General features: G+C 75.0%; 17 protein-coding genes. 6 read left to right on the top strand and 11 right to left on the bottom strand.

Annotation, left to right across the window (positions count from 1 at the left end; all coding sequences use genetic code 11):
• Positions 1-84: 84 nt before the first annotated feature.
• From kynU to AB0C21_RS35285, 7 genes are read right to left on the bottom strand one after another with little or no spacing between them, the layout of a single operon-like run.
• Entirely contained in the window at positions 85-1,335 is a 1,251-nt protein-coding gene (kynU, locus tag AB0C21_RS35315) for a kynureninase (RefSeq protein ID WP_500210223.1), read from the bottom strand.
• Positions 1,332-2,378: an amidohydrolase family protein gene (locus AB0C21_RS35310; protein WP_235037424.1), complete on the bottom strand. Its 1,047-nt coding sequence runs from the start codon at positions 2,376-2,378 to the stop codon at positions 1,332-1,334. The genes kynU and AB0C21_RS35310 overlap by 4 nt, the downstream gene beginning before the upstream one ends.
• Positions 2,371-2,943, bottom strand: a complete 573-nt coding sequence (locus AB0C21_RS35305) for a 3-hydroxyanthranilate 3,4-dioxygenase (RefSeq protein WP_500210222.1) — start codon at positions 2,941-2,943, stop codon at positions 2,371-2,373. Before AB0C21_RS35305 ends, AB0C21_RS35310 begins: the two co-directional genes overlap by 8 nt.
• A complete protein-coding gene (locus tag AB0C21_RS35300) occupies positions 2,940-3,383 on the bottom strand; it encodes a RidA family protein (RefSeq protein ID WP_500210220.1) in 444 nt (147 codons plus the stop codon). The genes AB0C21_RS35305 and AB0C21_RS35300 overlap by 4 nt, the downstream gene beginning before the upstream one ends.
• Entirely contained in the window at positions 3,383-4,126 is a 744-nt protein-coding gene (locus AB0C21_RS35295; RefSeq protein ID WP_149264719.1) for a 2-keto-4-pentenoate hydratase, read from the bottom strand. Before AB0C21_RS35295 ends, AB0C21_RS35300 begins: the two co-directional genes overlap by 1 nt.
• Positions 4,126-4,911: a 2-keto-4-pentenoate hydratase gene (locus tag AB0C21_RS35290; protein ID WP_305790882.1), complete on the bottom strand. Its 786-nt coding sequence runs from the start codon at positions 4,909-4,911 to the stop codon at positions 4,126-4,128. The genes AB0C21_RS35295 and AB0C21_RS35290 overlap by 1 nt, the downstream gene beginning before the upstream one ends.
• Before the next feature lie 11 nt (positions 4,912-4,922).
• Complete coding sequence (locus AB0C21_RS35285) at positions 4,923-6,359, bottom strand: 2-hydroxymuconic semialdehyde dehydrogenase (RefSeq protein WP_500210218.1); 1,437 nt, start codon at positions 6,357-6,359, stop codon at positions 4,923-4,925.
• A gap of 199 nt (positions 6,360-6,558) precedes the next feature.
• Between AB0C21_RS35285 and AB0C21_RS35280 the strand changes: the two genes are divergently transcribed.
• Positions 6,559-7,488, top strand: coding sequence for a LysR substrate-binding domain-containing protein (locus tag AB0C21_RS35280; RefSeq protein WP_500210217.1), 930 nt, complete (start codon positions 6,559-6,561; stop codon positions 7,486-7,488).
• On the opposite strand, the gene AB0C21_RS35275 is transcribed toward AB0C21_RS35280, so the two are convergent.
• The 4 genes from AB0C21_RS35275 to AB0C21_RS35260 form a co-directional block, all read right to left on the bottom strand.
• Complete coding sequence (locus AB0C21_RS35275) at positions 7,489-8,358, bottom strand: alpha/beta hydrolase (protein WP_500210215.1); 870 nt, start codon at positions 8,356-8,358, stop codon at positions 7,489-7,491.
• Positions 8,359-8,434: 76 nt separating this feature from the next.
• Positions 8,435-8,923, bottom strand: a complete 489-nt coding sequence (locus AB0C21_RS35270) for an NUDIX domain-containing protein (protein ID WP_500210213.1) — start codon at positions 8,921-8,923, stop codon at positions 8,435-8,437.
• Positions 8,920-9,558 carry a LuxR C-terminal-related transcriptional regulator gene (locus AB0C21_RS35265; protein ID WP_149264715.1) on the bottom strand — a complete coding sequence of 213 codons (639 nt, stop codon included), beginning with the start codon at positions 9,556-9,558 and terminating at the stop codon, positions 8,920-8,922. The genes AB0C21_RS35270 and AB0C21_RS35265 overlap by 4 nt, the downstream gene beginning before the upstream one ends.
• On the bottom strand, positions 9,546-10,766 hold the full coding sequence (locus AB0C21_RS35260; protein WP_500210212.1) for a sensor histidine kinase: 1,221 nt from the start codon (positions 10,764-10,766) through the stop codon (positions 9,546-9,548). The genes AB0C21_RS35265 and AB0C21_RS35260 overlap by 13 nt, the downstream gene beginning before the upstream one ends.
• Before the next feature lie 184 nt (positions 10,767-10,950).
• Here AB0C21_RS35260 and AB0C21_RS35255 point away from each other — a divergent pair, with 184 nt between their 5' ends.
• The 5 genes from AB0C21_RS35255 (at position 10,951) to AB0C21_RS35235 (ending at position 16,443) form a co-directional block, all read left to right on the top strand.
• On the top strand, positions 10,951-11,682 hold the full coding sequence (locus AB0C21_RS35255) for an ABC transporter ATP-binding protein (RefSeq protein ID WP_500210211.1): 732 nt from the start codon (positions 10,951-10,953) through the stop codon (positions 11,680-11,682).
• Positions 11,679-14,105, top strand: coding sequence for an FtsX-like permease family protein (locus tag AB0C21_RS35250; protein ID WP_500210210.1), 2,427 nt, complete (start codon positions 11,679-11,681; stop codon positions 14,103-14,105). Before AB0C21_RS35255 ends, AB0C21_RS35250 begins: the two co-directional genes overlap by 4 nt.
• Positions 14,106-14,133: 28 nt before the next feature.
• A complete protein-coding gene (locus AB0C21_RS35245) occupies positions 14,134-14,304 on the top strand; it encodes a hypothetical protein (RefSeq protein ID WP_160161229.1) in 171 nt (56 codons plus the stop codon).
• Positions 14,305-14,414: 110 nt separating this feature from the next.
• The gene (locus AB0C21_RS35240) at positions 14,415-15,254 is read left to right on the top strand and encodes a DUF4253 domain-containing protein (protein WP_149264712.1); all 840 of its coding nucleotides are present in this window, start codon (positions 14,415-14,417) and stop codon (positions 15,252-15,254) included.
• 40 nt (positions 15,255-15,294) lie between these two features.
• Positions 15,295-16,443, top strand: coding sequence for a VldE C-terminal domain-containing protein (locus AB0C21_RS35235; protein ID WP_500210207.1), 1,149 nt, complete (start codon positions 15,295-15,297; stop codon positions 16,441-16,443).
• Positions 16,444-16,449: the final 6 nt, after the last annotated feature.

Genomic DNA, 16,449 nt, shown 5'->3' with positions numbered 1-16,449 from the left:
CTTGGCGCCGGCCGGCCGGGCCGACGCCATCGTGCAACGCAGACGAACTTACCCGATGCGGGGCGGACCCATGCACCGACACACCTAAAGAAGATCGGCGAGTGCCTCGGCGGCGCGGTGGCAGTCGTGGAACGTGCAGTACAGCGGGACGGGCGCGAGCCGGATGACGTCCGGTTCGCGGGCGTCGGCGACGACGCCGTGCGCCGCGGCGAGCCGCCGGACGAGCCCGCCCGCGTCCGGCACCCGCAGCGAGAGCTGGGCTCCGCGCGCCGCCGGGTCGGACGGGGTGACGACGTCGGCGCCGGCGTCCGCGAGCCGGGCCGCCAGGTAGCCGGTGAGGCGCTCGCTCTTGGCGCGCAGCGCGTCCATCCCGACCCGGTCGAAGATCTCCAGGGAGGCCAGCACCGGCGCGAGCGCCATGATCGGCGGGTTGGACAGCTGCCAGGCGTCGGCGGAGGCGGGCGGCGCGATCGCCGGGTCCATCCGGAACCGGACGGCCGGGTCGGTGCCCCACCACCCCGACAGCTTCGGCACGGAGGAGTCCCGGACGTGCCGCTCGTGGACGAAGCATCCCGCGACCGCGCCCGGACCGCTGTTGAGGTACTTGTAGGTGCACCAGGCGGCGAAGTCCACGTCCCAGTCGTGCAGCCGCAGGGGGACGTTCCCCGCGGCGTGGGCGAGGTCCCACCCGACGACGGCGCCGGCGGCCCGGCCCGCCTTGGTGATCGCGGGCATGTCCATCAGCTGGCCGGTCAGGTAGTTGACCCCGCCGAGCAGGACGAGCGCGACCGTGCCGCCCTCGCGTTCGAGGAACCCGATGACGTCCTCGGTGCGCAGGTTGTCCTCGCCGTCGCGCGGCCTGAGCCGCACGACCGCCTCGGCCGGATCGAGCCCGTGGTGGACGGCCTGGCTCGCCACCGCGTAGGAGTCGGACGGGAACGCCGTGTCCTCGATGACGATGCGGGTGCGGGCCCCGGCGGGCCGGTAGAAGCTCGCCATCATCAGGTGCAGGTTGACCGTCAGCGAGTTCATCGCGACGACCTCGTGCGGGCGCGCCCCCACGAGGCGGGCGGCGGGCCCCCGCAGCAGCTCGTGGTAGTCCACCCAGGGGCGGCGGGCCTGCGTGTGGCCTTCGACGGCGAGCCGCGCCCAGTCGTCCAGCTCCTCGCTGAGCCGCCCGGCCACGCTCCTCGGCTGGAGCCCGAGCGAGTTGCCCGCGAAGTAGGCGGCCTCCTCGTAGGGGCCGCCGGGGGCTGGCGGGACGAGGAACTCCCCTCGCAGCGTGGGCAGCGGGTCGGTCGCGTCGAGGCGCCGCGCCTCGTCCTCCAGGGTCACTGCGTCATTCCTTCGGTGGTCACCAGGTCGTGGGCGGGCGCGAAGAACTCCTCCGCGTTGCCGCCGAGCAGCAGGGCGCGCTCGGCGTCGTCCAGGCCGGGGCAGGCCCGGATGGTCGCGCCGGGGTCCTTCTCGCCGAGCGGGAACGGGTAGTCGGTGCCGAGCATGACCCGCTCGGGGCCCATCACGTCGACGAGCAGCCGGAGCGCGCGCGGGTCGAAAACGGCCGAGTCGACGTGGAAGCGGCCGACGTACTCCGACGGCGGGCGCGGCGAGTCGGCGCGGACGATGTCGCGGCGGTGCCAGGCGTTGTCGGCCCGCCCGAGCAGGAACGCGAAGCTGCCGCCGCCGTGGCAGAAGCACAGCCGCAGGGACTCCGGGAGCCGCTCGAAGGCCCCCGACAGCATCAGCCCGAGGATGCTCAGCTGCGTCTCGGCGGGCATCCCCGCCAGCCACGGCAGCATGTGGCCGCGCATCCGGTCGGCGCCGAGCATGTCCCACGGGTGCGCCAGGACGGGCAGGCCGAGCTCCGCGCAGTGCGCGAGGAACGCCGTGATCCCCTCGTCGTCGAGGTTGCGGTCCCCGACGTGGTTGCCGATGTGGACGCCGCGGTGCCCCGCGGCGGACGCCCGCGTGGCGACCTCGCAGGCGAGCTCCGGGTCCTGGAGCGGTACCTGGCACAGCGGCACGAGCCGGTCGGGGGCGTCCGCGCAGAACGCGAGGATGCGGTCGTTGACGAGGTCGCACCAGTCGGCGGCGCGGGACGGCTCGGCCGCGTACCCGAACATCAGCGGCGTGGACGAGACGGCCTGCCGGTCGACGCCGGCGGCGTCCATGTCGGCCACGCGGCGCGCGGCGTCCCAGAGCGCCTCTCCGACGGGCCGGTACTCCTGGTCGCCGCACATCATCATCCCGGCGCCGCCGCCGTCGACGCGCAGCCACGGCTCGCCCTCGTCGGCGAGGATCCGCCCCTCGGCCCGGCCGATCCGCGGGAAGACGTGCGTGTGGACGTCGAAGACCGTCACGAGGGCCCCGTCAGACACGGGGCGCCGTCGTCGGGGTCATCGAGCGCGGCCACTGCCGGCCCGGGTGGACCGCGCCGCAGTTCGGGCACGTTCGGTCACCGCCGTAGAAGCCCTCGAAGACGGGCGGCAGGTCGTCGACGATCGAGCGGACCTGGAGCTCGGCGCGGTGGACGAGGTGGTGGCACTCGGTGCAGTACCACTCGAACGCCTCGGTGAGGCCCTCCGGGCGCGGGATCTCCACGACGAGGCCGATCGACCCGGGCTCGGGCCGCTGCGGCGAGTGCCGGACGTGCGGCGGCAGCAGGAAGACGTCGCCCTCGTTGATCTGCAGGTCGGTGGGCGGGCGGCCCTCCTCCTCCATGACGCGGAGCACCATGTTGCCCTTGAGCTGGTAGAAGAACTCCTCGGTCGGGTCGTCGTGGAAGTCGGTGCGCTGGTTGGGGCCGCCGACCACCATGATGATCAGCCCGGCGTCGTCGAAGACCTGGACGTTGCCGACCGGGGGCTTCAGCAGGTCCCGGTGCTCCTCGATCCAGGCGTCGAAGTTGAACGGCCGTCCGAACGACAGCTGGGGCAGGGTCATGCTCCGCCCTCCTTTCCGGTCCGCGTCGCCTGCGGGATGTGCGCGACGCACGAGATCTCGATGAGCAGATGCGGGTGCGGGAGCTGGTGGACGGCGACGGTCGTGCGGGCGGGGCCGGTCTCGTCGAAGTACTCCCCGTAGACCTCGTTGTAACCGCCGAAGTCGTTCATGCTCACCAGGTAGGCGGTCACGTTGACGACGTCGGAAAGCCCGCCCCCCGCCGCCTCAAGCAGGTCGCGGATGTTCTCGATGACGGCGCGGGTCTGCTCCCGGATGTCGAGGTCGGTGACGCCCATGGCGTCGGCGCTCGCCCCGGCGAACGTCCCGTCCGGGCGGCGCGAGCTCGTGCCGGACACGAAGACCAGGTCGCCCGCGCGCCGCAGGTGCGGGAACCGCCCGCGCGGCCGCGCCTTGCCCTCCACCAGGATCGCCTCGTCCATCAGGTCGTCACCTCCACGGCGCCCAGGCCCGCGCCGACGACCCGGACATGGGCGTCCTTCGGCAGCGGGACGGCCGCCGTCGCGGCGCCGGCGAGGACGATCCAACCCGGCTCCAGCGTCAGCCCGGCGGCGAGCGCGAGCCGCGCCGCCGCGCGCAGCGACCGCACCGGGTCCCCGAGAATGGCGGCGGACGAGCCCGTCTGCACGGGACGCCCGTCGATCTCCAGCAGGAGCCCGGTGTTCGACAGGTCGCGGGGGGCGTGCCAGGCGCCGACGCCGAACCGGGCCGCCGAGGCGTTGTCGGCGATGACGTCCGGGAGGGTGAAGTCGAAGTTCTCGTAGCGGGAGTCGAGCACCTCGAAGCCGACGGCGACGCCCGCCACGGCGGACTCGACCTCGGCGGCGGAGCGGACCTCCCGCCCGATCAGGTACGCGATCTCCGGCTCGACGCGGGGATGGACGAGGCGGGACACGTCCACCGACGACTCGGCCGCCATGCCGTCGGTCAGCAGGCCCCAGATGACGTCGTCCACGCCCATCTGGACCATCTTGGCGCGGCTGGTGAACCCCATCTTCACCCCGGCGAGCCGCTCGCCCCTGCGGCGCCGCCGCTCGATCCCGGCGCGCTGGACCGCGTACGCCGTCGCGACGTCCAGAGGTGTCCGGGCGGTCAGCTTCGGGATCGCCCGGACGTTGCGGGCCGCCTCGTCGAGTTCCGCCGCGAGCGCGTGCACGTCGGCCATCAGGACTCCTCCTTGCCGAAGGCGACGCGGACGTCGCCGAGGCCGTCGATGCGCGCCTCGAACACGTCGCCCGGGTTCGCCGGGACGACCGGGCCGAGCGCGCCGGTCAGCACGGTGTCGCCCGCGCGCAGCGGGCGGCCGACCCGGACGAGGGTGTCGGCGAGCCACAGCGCGGCGTTCAGCGGGTGCCCGAGGCAGGCGGCGCCGTTGCCGGTCGAGACCTGCTCGCCGCGCCGCTCCATCACCATCCCGCACAGGCGCAGGTCGACGTCCTTGAGCGGGACGGGGCGGTTGCCCAGCGCGTACATGCCGGAGGAGGCGTTGTCGGCGACCGTGTCGGCGAGCGTGATGTCCCAGTCGCGGACGCGGCTGCCGACCACCTCGATGGCGGGCAGCGCGAACGCCGTCGCCCGGATCACGTCGGCGGCGGTGTGCCGCTCGTGGGTCAGGTCGTGCTCCAGCACGAGCGCCACCTCGGCCTCGGCGCGCGGCTGCAGGACGGCGCCGGCGGGGATCTCCTCCCCGTCCGGGACGGCCATGTCGGCGAACAGCATCCCGAAGTCGGGGCTGTCCACCCCGATCTGCGCCTGGACGGCGCGCGAGGTCAGCCCGATCTTGCGCCCGGCGAGGCGGCGCCCCTCCCCCAGCCACCGCTCGGTCAGCCGGTCCTGGACGGCGTAGGCGTCGTCGGCGGTGGTGATCAGGTCGCGGACGGGGGCGCACGGGGCGCCGGCGGCGTAGGCGCCGAGGAGCCGCTCGGCGGCGGCCTCGATGTTCGTGGTCACTGGGCTCGCTCTCAGATCTGGATGCAGACGTTGACGGGCTCGGAGAAGAAGTCCAAGGAGTACTCTCCCCCCTCCCTCCCGATCCCGGACGCCTTCACGCCGCCGAACGGGGTGCGCAGGTCGCGCAGGTTCCAGCAGTTCACCCAGACGATCCCGGTCTCGACGCGCGGCGCCACCCGGTGCGCCCGCGACAGGTCCCGCGTCCACACGGTGGAGGCGAGGCCGTAGGGGCTGTCGTTGGCGAGCGCGAGGGCCTCGTCCTCGGTGTCGAACGGCGCGACGTGGCAGACCGGCCCGAAGATCTCCTCCCGCACGCTCCGGGCGGTCTCGGGGAGGCCGGTGAGGACGGTCGGCTCGACGTGGAAGCCGCCGTCCCGCGCGTCCCCGAACTCCGGCGCGCCGCCGCCCGCGACGACCGTGGCGCCCTCCTCGCGGGCGAGCCGGTAGTACGACAGGACCTTGTCGCGGTGCTCGGCCGAGATCATCGGCCCGTAGCCCTCCAGCGCCCTGGCCCGCTCCCCGAGCCTCGCGGTGAACTCCTCGAAGACGGGGCGCTCCACGTAGACGCGCTCGGTGCACAGGCAGATCTGCCCGGAGTGGGTGAAGGAGGAGCGGACCGTGCCGTCCACGGCGGCGTCCAGGTCGGCGTCGGCGAAGACGAGCGCGGGGTTCTTGCCGCCCAGCTCGAACGAGACGGGGGTGACGTGGTCGGCGGCGTTGCGCATGATCGCCGCACCGGTGGCCGACTCGCCGGTGAACGCGATCGCGTCGACCCCCGGGTGCCCGGTGAGGAACTCGCCCGCGGCGCCGGGGCCGTGCCCGTGCACGAGGTTGAACACGCCGTCCGGGAGGCCCGCGTCGTCGATCACCCGGGCGAGCAGCGTCGCGGTGGACGGCGTCTCCTCCGACGGCTTGGCCACCACGGTGTTCCCGCACGCGAGCGCGGGCGCGATCTTCCAGGTGGACAGCAGCAGCGGCAGGTTCCACGGCGAGACGACCGCCACCACCCCGAGCGGCCGGCGCACCGTGTAGTTGAGCGCCTCGCCCGTCCCGGAGCTCCATCCCGGGACCCGCGTGGTGTAGGCCCGCTCGGGCCGCCCGTAAAGCAGGTCGGCATAGGCGCGGAAGTTGCCGACGGCGCGCGGCACGTCGACGGTTTCGGCGAACGCACGGGGCCGGCCGGTGTCGGCGACCTCGGCGTCCACGAACTCCTCGAACCGCGCCTGGATGCCGTCCGCGACGCGCCGCAGCGCCGCGGCCCGCTCCTCGGCGGCCATCGCGCCCCAGGGGCCCTTCAGCGCGGACCGGGCCGCGGCCACGGCGTCGTCGACGACCTCCTGCGTGGCCTCGGGGACGGTGCCCAGCTCGGTGCCGTCCACGGGTGCGATGAGGGGGAAGGCCGGACCGTCCGTACGGAACACCCCGCCGACGTAGTGCTCAGCCTTCATCCGTTTCCTCCCGCGTGGCTCGACATCCTGATCCTCTGCCCGCGAAGCTATGCCTGGCAAATACCAAACCACCCGGTCGATATGACGGAACGGGTATGCCGGAGGCCGTGGCCGGAATGCCGCACTCCCCCGCCCCGCCCATACCCGGACGGTGACCGGCGGGCCGCCGGTTATGACCGATCTGTGATACCAAGGCGGCATGCGCGCGATCGACCTGCTCAACGGACGGCTCAAGCTGCGGCACCTGGTGCTCGTCGTCGCCGTCGCCGACCACGGCAGCGTCCTGCGCGCCGCCGAGCACCTGCGGCTCGCGCAGCCCGCGGTGACGCGCAGCCTGCGCGAGGTGGAGGGCGTCCTCGGCGTGGAGCTGTTCACCCGCGGCCCGCGCGGCATGACCCCGACGATGTTCGGCGACGCGTTCGTCGAGCACGCCCGCGCCGTCCTGGCCGAGCTCCGCCGCGCCGGCGAGCGCATCAGCGGCCTGGCCGACGGCGAGGTCGGCACGGTCACGATCGGCACCCTGCTCGCCGGCTCCAGCGTGCTGCTCCCCCGCGCGATCGCGGCGCTGAAGCGGGACCGGCCCGGCGTCACCGTGATCGTCCAGGAGGCCACCTTCGACGCGCAGGTCCCCCGCCTGCTGGACGGTGAGATCGACCTGATCCTCGGCCGCCTCAACCCGATCGACGACCTGCGCGGCCTGCGCCAGATCACCCTGTACGGCGAGCCCGTCCGCCTCGTCGCCCGCCGCGGCCATCCCGCGCGCTCGGTGCCGGGCCTCGGCCTCGCCGACCTGCTCGCCTACCCGTGGGTGCTGCCCTTGGAGCGGACGGCGCTGCGGTCGGAGCTGGAGCAGGTCTTCCGCGCCGAGGGCCTGGAGCCGCCCGGCAACCTGGTCGAGTGCACCTCGGTGCTGACCGTGCGCACCCTCGTCCGCGACACCGACATGATCGCCGCCCTTCCCGAGCTGGTCGCGCGGACCGACGCCGACATCGCGCCGCTGCCGGTGCCGCTGGAGACCGTCCGCCGACAGGTGGGCGTCACGCTTCCCGCGCACCGCGCCCCGACCCCGTCCGCCCGGCTGATGCTGGACCATCTCCGCGGCGCGGCGGCTGAGATCACCGCCGGCTGATCACACCGCGCGGACCAGGTCGACGAGCGCCCGGCCGACCATGGAGTCCGGGTCCGCCAGGTCGAGGACCACGTCGAAGTGGTCGCGGTCCGGGACGACCATCAGGTCCCCGGCGTCCCAGCGCGGATGGAACATGCGGGACTGCGCGAGGAATCCGTCCCCGTCGTGCTCCGCGACGGCGATGACGGCCGGGCAGCGGTACCGCGCCGGCAGCAGCGCCGGGCTGAGCGCCGCCGCGCGCTCCAGGTCCAGCCGCACGTACTCGTTGACGTAGACGCGGGTGATCGGCCGGATGTCGAACAGCCCGCTGAACGGCATCGCGGCCTTGACCACGTCGATGGGAAGCCCCAGCTGCTCCTGCCATCCGCCGACCATGGTCATGCCGGTCAGGTGCCCGCCCGCCGAACTGCCCCCCACCACGATCCGGTCGGGGTCGAGGCCGTGGTCCCGCCCGTGCCGGTGGACCCAGGCCACGGCGGCCCGCACCTGCCGGACGATCTCCTCCAGCGTCGCCTTCGGCGCGAGCGTGTAGTCGGGCACCACGGTCGCGATGCCCTGCTCGTGGAGCGTCCTCGCCATGAACGACGACACGTCCCGCGACAGCGCCATCCAGTAGCCGCCGTGGAGGAAGACGAACACCGGGCGCGGCTCCCCGCCCGTGCCCCAGACGTCGAGGCGCTCCCCGCTCGCCTCGTCGTAGACGATCCCCGGGTGCCCGGGCAGGCCCGCGACGGCCGCCTCCGACATGGCCCGGTACCGGGCCATGTGCCGGTCGAACAGCTCGGGTCCGGCCTTCCTGCGCACGTTGTAGGCGACGTCCAGTTCCTCGTCGCTCAGCTCGCTGCCCGGCCAGTCGTCCAGATCGCTCACGAGAGCACCTCCGCCTCCGGGGCCAGCCTCCCGCCCGCCGGGGAAACGATCAAATACCCTTCCCGGCCTTCCGGTATCACGCCTCAGCCATACCCCGTCCCTCGTGCCCGGCGTCCTGCCCGCCGGGCACGAGGCCGGGGAGGTCGCCGGCGTGGTCGCGCAGGTAGGCGGAGAGCATCTCGGGGACGAGGCGGAGGGACCCGAGGGCGTCGGGCGTGCACGGGACGCGGTCCACGTCGTAGCGGCCGTTCGCGGGGTCGTCGAACTCGAGGCCGTGCCGGCGCGAGAGGTCCATCGCCACCAGCCGGCAGACGTAGAAGGTGTTGAGGCGGTGCAGCTCGGGTGTCTGCTCGGCGCACGCGAAGACCTGCCGGACGGGCCCGGCCGTGGCGCCGAGCTCCTCGTCCAGCTCCCGGCGCAGCGCGGCCTCCGGTGACGCGTCGGTGGGCTCGATCTTTCCGCCCGGGGTCGTCCAGTAGACGGGGCGGCCGGGGACGGTGCGGCGCAGGAGGACGAGCGAGCCGCCGTCCAGGAGGAGGGCGCGGGCGCCCCGGCGGACCCTCACGAGTTCAGGTAGGCCAGGACGGCGAGCACGCGGCGGTGCCCGCTGTCGGTGGGCGGGAGGCCGAGCTTGGCGAACACGGCGCCGATGTGCTTGCTCACCGACCGCTCGGTGATGACGAGCGTCTCGGCGATCGTGGCGTTGTCGAGGCCCTGCGCCATCAGCCCGAGGACCTCGCGCTCGCGGGGCGTGAGGGCCTGGAGCGGGTCCTGCCGGGACGTCATCAGCTGGGAGACCACCTCGGGGTCGAGGGCGGTGCCCCCGGCGGCGACGCGGTCCAGGGCGTCCAGGAACTCGTCGACGCGGCCGACCCGGTCCTTCAGCATGTAGCCGACGCCTCCGGCGCCGCCCGCGAGCAGCTCGGCGGCGTAGGTCTGCTCGACGTACTGCGACAGGACCAGCACCGGAAGACCCGGGAGCCGCCTGCGCGCCTCGATCGCCGCGCGCAGCCCCTCGTCGCGGAACCCGGGCGGCAGCCGGACGTCGAGGACGGCCGCGTCGGGGCGGTGCTCCAGCAGGGCGGGCAGCACGTCCGGGCCGCTGCCCGCGGCGGCGACCACCTCGTGGCCGCCCGCGTCCAGCAGCATGACGAGGCCCTCGCGGAGCAGGACGCTGTCCTCCGCGATCACGATCCGCACGGCAGCTCCACCTGAAGCGTCGTCCCTCCCCCGTCGGGGCTGTCGAGGCGGGTCGTCCCGTCGAGCGCCGCCACCCGGCGGCGGATGCCCGCGAGGCCGCTGCCCCGGTCCGGATCGGCCCCGCCCTTGCCATCATCCCGCACGGTGATCGTGAGGCGGGCGGGTTCGCGGCGGAGCGCGACCTCGCCGTGCCGCGCGCCGCTGTGCTTGGCGATGTTGGTGAGGGCCTCGGCCACGACGAAGTAGGCGGCGGCCTCGACGGCGGCGGGCGCCCGGCCGTCCTCGACGTGCAGGTCGACGGGGATCGGCTGCCCGGCGGCGAGCGCCCGCAGCGCCCCCGCCAGGCCGCGGTCGGACAGGATCGGCGGGTAGATGCCGCGGATCACCGTCCGCAGCTGTGTGAGGGCCTCCTCGACGCCGTCCCTGGCCTCCAGGAACAGCGTCCTGGCCGCGTCCGGGTCGGCGTCGAAGCGGCGGTCGGCGAGCCCGAGCCGCAGGGCGGCGGCGACGAGCTGGGCCTGCGTGCCGTCGTGCAGGTCGCGCTCGATGCGGCGCAACTCGGCGCCGTGCGCCTCCAGGGCCTCGGCGCGGGTCTCGGTCAGCTCCTCGACCCGCTCGGCGAGGCTGGTGCGCCGGGTGGGCCCCAGCAGGACCTCGGCGAGCCTGGCCTGCCACCGCACGAGCCTTGGCACCAGCCACAGCAGGATGCCCAGGTCGAAGGCCCCCTGCACGAACGGCATCGTCAGCGCCTTGGGCCAGCTGTCCAGGGTGATGAACGCCGACTGGGAGCCCTCGGGCGCCGCCCACCACCACAGCGGCAGCGAGAGCGTGAACGGGATGGCCGGCCACACCGCGACCGCGACCATCGCCGCGACCAGGGCGGTGAGGCCGTGCACCGCCATCCAGGCCGCGTCCCGCCAGGTGGACGGCGACCGCAGCAGGCGGCGCGCCTCGCCGAGGCCATCGCCTGAGGACGGGCGGTACGGCTCGGGGATCTCGCGGCCGAGGACGCGTCCGGCCCGCCGCCGTTCGGCGTTCGCGAGCGCCCGCAGGGGCTTCACGGCCGACGGCAGCCACGGCAGCACGAGGAACGACAGGACGAGCGCCGCCGTGAGCGGGACGAGCCCTGCCATCGCGGGCAGGCCCGTGCGCAGGGCTCCGACCAGCTCGCCGGTCGCCTCCGTGCTGCGTCTCAGAGCTCTGTTCATGTCACCTCGCCGTCACCTCGCAGCACACCGTAAGCGACGCCGGCGCCCCTCGCACCCGGGCCTGCCCCCGGACCGGTGGTGTAGCCCGCTACACCACCGTTTCGGGAGTGCGCGCCCATGTGCCCGCCCCCCTGCGGAACCTAGGTTCGTCCAGGTGAGAGGCGATATCCCACGGAGGGGAACCATGACCACGATGACGGCCGAGGCCACCGCGGAGGCGGTGGGCCTGGACGCGGTCACCAAGACCTACGGGGCCGTGCGAGCCCTGGACGGCGTCACCTGGACGTTCCGCCGCGGCGGGTTCACCGCGGTGATGGGGCCCTCGGGATCGGGCAAGAGCACGTTCCTGCACTGCGCGTCCGGGCTCGACCGCCCGAGCGGCGGCACGGTCCGGATCGGCGGGGTGGACCTCGGGCGGCTCGGCGAGGCGAAGCGGACGCGGCTGCGCCGCGAGCGGATCGGGTTCGTGTTCCAGGCGTTCAACCTGATCCCGTCCATGGACGTCGAGCAGAACATCACGCTCCCGCTGCGGCTCGGCGGCGCCGAGCCCGACCCGGCCCGGCTGGAGGAGATCGTCCGGCGGGTGGGGCTCGCGGACCGGCTCCGGCACCGCCCGTCCGAGCTGTCGGGCGGGCAGCAGCAGCGCGCCGCCCTCGCCCGCGCGCTGATCACCCGTCCGGAGGTCGTCTTCGCCGACGAGCCGACCGGGGCCCTCGACCCCCGCACCGCCCGCGAGGTCATGCGGATGCTGCGCGAGGCCGCCGACCTGACCGGCCAGACGATCGTCCTGGTCACCCACGACCCGGCGGCCGCCGCGTGGGCCGACTCGGTGCTGTTCCTCAGCCGCGGCCGCATCGTCGACGAGCTGGCCGCCCCGACCGCGTCCGCCGTCATGTCCCGCTGGGAGTCGCTGTGAGGAGCCGGGGGGCGTTCGCCGGGATCTTCGTCGCGCTGGCGTTCGCGGCGGTGCTCCTCGGGGCGTGCGGGGTGCTGCTGGAGTCGGCGCTCCGGGCGCACGCGCCGGTCGAGCGGTTCGGCGCCGCCGCCGCGGTCGTGACCGGCCCCGGGAGCGTCACGGAGCGGTTGGGGAGGTTCGCGGACGCGCCGGAGGAGCAGAGCCGGCCGCTGACCGAGCGCGCCCCCGTCCCGGTCGCGGCGGCCGCGAGGCTGCGGGCCGTTCCGGGCGTGCGGGACGTGGTCGCCGACGTGTCGTTCCCCGCCCTGCTCTCCTCGGGAGGGCCGGTGACGGGGCACGGCTGGGAGTCGGCGGCGCTCCGGCCCTACCTGCTGAGCGCGGGCCGCGCCCCGCAGGCGCCGGACGAGGTCGTGCTGAGCCGGTCGTCGGGCGTCGCGCCGGGGGCGGTGGTCCGCATCCAGGTCGACGGGCCGCCCCGCCCCTACCGCGTGTCCGGGCTCGTCGCCGGCGGTCCCGCCGCGGCGTTCTTCAGCACGGCGACGGCCGCGGCCCTCGACGGGCGCCCCGGCCTCGCCGACGCCTTCGCGGTGCTCGGCGACCCCGACGAGGAGGCGCTCCGCAAGGCCGTGCCCGGCCTCTCCGTCTCCACCGGCGCCGCGCGGGGCGACGCCGAGGACCCGGCCGTCGCCGCCGCGCGCCCCGACATCGTCGAGCTGTCCGCCTCGTTCGGCGGCCTCGCCGTGATGACGGCGCTCGTGGTCGTCGGCGGCCTGATCGTGCTGTCGGTGCGGGAGCGCGCCCGCGAGTTCGCGCTGCTGCGGGCGGTCGGCGCGACGCCGGGCCAGGTGCGGGCGCGCCTCGTGCGCGAGACGCTGCGGATCGGGGCGCCGGCCGCGCTGGCCGGCGGGGCGCTGTCGCTCGGGGCGGGTGCCGATCTGCACGCCGCGATGGTGAACAAGGGCGTCCTGCCGGACGGCTTCGGGCTGTCGCTCGGTCCGCTGCCCGCGCTCGCGGCGGTCGCCGTCACGCTGCTCGCCGCCACCGCGACCGCGTTCCTCGCCTCGCTGCGGCTGTCGCGGATCCGGCCGGTGGAGGCGCTCGGCGAGGCCGCCGCGGAGAACCCGCGCCTGCCCCGCTGGCGCGTGGTCACCGGCGCCGCCTTCCTCGTCCTCGGCCTGAACGCGCTCGGGTTCTCCGCCGGCGCCACCGGGCCCGCCGCCAGCGCCTCGATCGGCGGCCTGGTCATCTCGCTCATCATCGCCACGGCCTTCCTCGGGCCGCTGGTGGCGCGGGCCGGGAACCGGGTCCTGGGCCGCGCCGCCCGGGCCGTCTCGCCGGTGGCCGGGCGGATGGCCCAGCACGCGGCCGGCACCGCCGCCCTCCGCGCCGGATCGCTGATCACGCCGGTCGCCCTGGCCGTCGCGTTCGCCGGCGTCCAGCTCTTCGCCCAGTCCACCGTCGTCCAGGCCGCGCGGACGCAGGCGGAGGACGGGAACCGCGCCGACCGGATCGTCGTGGCGGCGGGCCCCGGCCTCCCGCACGGGGTCGCCGAGGCGGTGCGCCGCGTCCCCGGCGTGACGGCCGCGACGCCGGTCAAGCGCACCACCGCCGTCATGGCGGTCAGGGAACTGGGCGAGAAGAACCTGCGCTCGCTGAACGGCGCCGGCGTCGGCGCGGACGCCGCCGCGACCCTGGACCCGGGCGTGTCCTCCGGCCGGCTCGGCGACCTGCGCGGCGACGCCGTCGCGCTCAGCCGGGACGTCGCCGGCGGCCTGCGCATCGGCTCGACGACGCCCCTGTGGCTCGGCGACGGGACGCGGATCCGGGCGCGCGTCGTCGCCGTCTACGACCGGGGACTCGGGTTCGGCGACGTACTCCTCCCCCGCGACGTCGTTGCCGCGCACTCCTCCTCCCCGCTCGACGACCGCGTCCTCGTCCGCGGCAGGGCGGATCTGAGCGCGGTCACCGCCGCCTACGCCGGGACCCGGGTCCTCACGCCCGCCGACTTCCAGGAGGGCCTCTCCCACGAGGTCAGGCTCCAGGGGTTCGTCAGCCGGCTGGTCGTCGCCGCGATCACCGGGTTCGTCCTCATCGGTCTCGTCACCACGCTGGCGCTGGCGACGGCGGCGCGGCGCCGCGAGTTCGCGCTGCTGCGCCTGGTCGGCGCGACCCGCCGCCAGGTCCTGCGGATGCTGCGGCTGGAGGCCGCGATCGTCCTCGGCACGGGCGTCGCGACCGGGGCCCTCATCGCCGCGGTGACGCTGACGGCCTTCGCGGCCCGCGTCACCGGCATGCCGCTGCCATCCGTCCCGCCGCTCGCCTGCGCGGTGCTCCTCCTCGGCGTCGCCGGATCAGGCGCCGCCGCGATCCTGCTCCCGGCGCGCGCGGTGCTGCGCCGGCGCACCCCTCCCTCGCTCTCCTGAAGTCCCCCACTCACCGAAAGGCGCTCCCATGAGCAACTCCACCCGCTGGACCCTGATCGTCGTCCTGGTCGCCGTGAACGTCCTGTCGAACGCGGTCCTCGGCGACGGCTGGGTCCAGATCGCCGTCAGCGCCGTCACCGGCCTCGCGGCCGCCGCCGTCGTGATCGACCTGCTGCTCCGCGGCCGCCGCGAGCCCTGAGCCCGCCCGGGCCGCCCGGCCGGACGACCGAACCGCACGGCTCGTCCCCCGGACGGCCCCTACCGCCGTTACGATCGCCACTGGCATGCTCTGTACCGGAACGGCGTGAAATGGATGATGTGGAGGTCCGGCCCCTGCCGGGCGACCTGCCGCAGCTGTTCGACGGCGGCGCCGAGGAGGGCGCGACCGGCCGGACGCTGTCGGTTCCGCTGCCCGAAGGGGACCTGGTCTGGCCCGACCCCGGGTACCCGCAGCGGCAGCTCCTCATGCGGCCCGCGTTCTGGCTGAGCGACGAGCCGGTCCGCGGCGAGCTGTGGGCCCGGGTCCGCGCCGAGCACGCCCGGTCGGGGCTGTGGCCCCTGCTCATGGACGAGTCCGACCAGCCCTGGGCGGCGGGCCAGATCGCCCCCGAGCCGGTCGCCGAGATCGGCAACTACCACCCCCACGCGTTCATGTACGAGGTGTGGGCGGACTGGGCGGAGCAGGCCGCCGACGACGACCACGGCGACCTCGCCCCGTACGGGCGGCACTGCCCCGGCCCCGCGCCCGCCGGCGTCCCGGTCGACGACCCCGACGCCATGGCCGACCGGCACGCCCGCGCCCTCGCCGCCCGCGGCCTTCCGCTCGGCCTGGTCGCGGTGGAGCGGAGCGCCGACGCGATCGCCGCCGTCGGCTGGCAGGGCGCGCTGAACCACAACGAGTGGACGGCGCCGCTCGCGGCCGTCCTGCGCAGCTGGGAGGACCGCTTCGGCGCCCGCGTCGTCGCGCTCGGCTTCAACACCATGGAGCTCAGCGTCGCCGCGCCGCCCGTGAGCACCCGACACGCCGTCCACGTCGCGGCCGAGCACTGGGCGTTCTGCCCCGACATCCTGTTCCAGGGGCCCGGCACCCTCGCCGGATACGCCGAGGAGATCCGCGGCAAGACCAACTGGTCGTTCTGGTGGGACTGACCGGTCGGCAGGGACGGAAACGGAACGGGGACGGGGACGGATGCGACGCAATGGCAGGGCGCTCTCGGCGGTCATCGCGGCCGGAATCGCCGTCACCCTCGCCGCCGACGTCACCGTGCTCGTCCGGGACCGGACGGAGGGGGCGGACCGCGAGCCCCGCGGAGCCGGGAACCTCGTCTCGGTGGCCGACGCGCCGCGTGCGCCGGCCGTCGCGCCGCTGACCCGCCGCTACACCCCCCATCTGCTGGTCGCCGGGACCTCGACGCTGCCGCCCGCGGCCGTCGAGCGGGCGCGGCGCCTCAAGGGCGTCGCCGGGGTCACGGTCGTGGACGCGGCGCAGGCCAGCGTCGGGGGCCGCCGCATGGGCCTGCTCGGGGTCGACCCGTCGGGGTTCCGCGCGTTCGCGCCCGAGCCGACCGCCCAGTCCGACCAGCTGTGGCAGACCGTCGCGTCCGGCGGCCTGGCGGTGTCGTTCGAGCAGGGCCGGGACGGCGCGCTGCCGCTCGGCGCCGTGGTCCCCGCGGGGCGCAGCGCGAAGCCGGGGCGGGTCCGCGTCGGCGCCTACGCCTCGATGGGCATCGGCGACGTCGACGCCGTCGTGTCCCGCGGGCAGGCCCGCGCGCTGGGGCTGCCGGAGGGGAACGGCATGGTCATCAGCGCCCCGAAGGCCGACGCCGCGGCGCTGGCGAAACGGCTGAAGAGGATCCTTCCGCGCGGCACGAGGGTGGCGACGCTGGCGGCGCCGAAGAGCACCGGCGGCACGCCCCGCAGGAGCCTGCCGCGGGTGACCGGGCGGCCGGACGGGGCGGTCGGCGACCGCTCCCCCATCACCGGCAACATGATGACGCCCACGATGCGGACCGCCCTGCTGGAGATCGCCCGGATGTTCGGCCCGTTCCCGGTGATCGGCTGCTACCGCTCCACCGGCGACCCGCAGGACCACGGCGACGGCCGCGCCTGCGACTTCATGGAGAGCACCGGCGGCCGGACGCCGAGCGCCGGCGCGCAGCGGCACGGCGACCAGGTCGCCCGGTACGCCGTCGCGAACGCGCGGCGGCTGGGCATCTCCTACGTCATCTGGAAGCAGCACATCTGGAACGTGCGCGGCGGCGGATGGCGGCCGATGGAGGACCGGGGAAGCATCACCCAGAACCACTACGACCACGTCCACATCTCGGTGCTGCGCTAGCGGCCC

It is taken from the genome of Spirillospora sp. NPDC049024 (assembly GCF_040649235.1).
Lineage (GTDB): Bacteria > Actinomycetota > Actinomycetes > Streptosporangiales > Streptosporangiaceae > Spirillospora.
The sequence above is the reverse complement of the archived record's forward strand: the minus strand, read 5'-3'. Positions and strand labels throughout refer to the sequence as shown.

What these genes read in the sequence shown, in the direction of transcription:
- AB0C21_RS35305 (WP_500210222.1), bottom strand. Translation starts at nt 2,943, where the DNA reads ATGACCCTGCCCCAGCTGTCGTTCGGACGGCCGTTCAACTTCGACGCC.
- AB0C21_RS35300 (WP_500210220.1), bottom strand. Translation starts at nt 3,383, where the DNA reads ATGGACGAGGCGATCCTGGTGGAGGGCAAGGCGCGGCCGCGCGGGCGG.
- AB0C21_RS35295 (WP_149264719.1), bottom strand. Translation starts at nt 4,126, where the DNA reads ATGGCCGACGTGCACGCGCTCGCGGCGGAACTCGACGAGGCGGCCCGC.
- AB0C21_RS35285 (WP_500210218.1), bottom strand. Translation starts at nt 6,359, where the DNA reads ATGAAGGCTGAGCACTACGTCGGCGGGGTGTTCCGTACGGACGGTCCG.
- AB0C21_RS35280 (WP_500210217.1), top strand. Translation starts at nt 6,559, where the DNA reads ATGCGCGCGATCGACCTGCTCAACGGACGGCTCAAGCTGCGGCACCTG.
- AB0C21_RS35260 (WP_500210212.1), bottom strand. Translation starts at nt 10,766, where the DNA reads ATGAACAGAGCTCTGAGACGCAGCACGGAGGCGACCGGCGAGCTGGTC.
- AB0C21_RS35255 (WP_500210211.1), top strand. Translation starts at nt 10,951, where the DNA reads ATGACCACGATGACGGCCGAGGCCACCGCGGAGGCGGTGGGCCTGGAC.
- AB0C21_RS35245 (WP_160161229.1), top strand. Translation starts at nt 14,134, where the DNA reads ATGAGCAACTCCACCCGCTGGACCCTGATCGTCGTCCTGGTCGCCGTG.
- AB0C21_RS35240 (WP_149264712.1), top strand. Translation starts at nt 14,415, where the DNA reads ATGGATGATGTGGAGGTCCGGCCCCTGCCGGGCGACCTGCCGCAGCTG.
- AB0C21_RS35235 (WP_500210207.1), top strand. Translation starts at nt 15,295, where the DNA reads ATGCGACGCAATGGCAGGGCGCTCTCGGCGGTCATCGCGGCCGGAATC.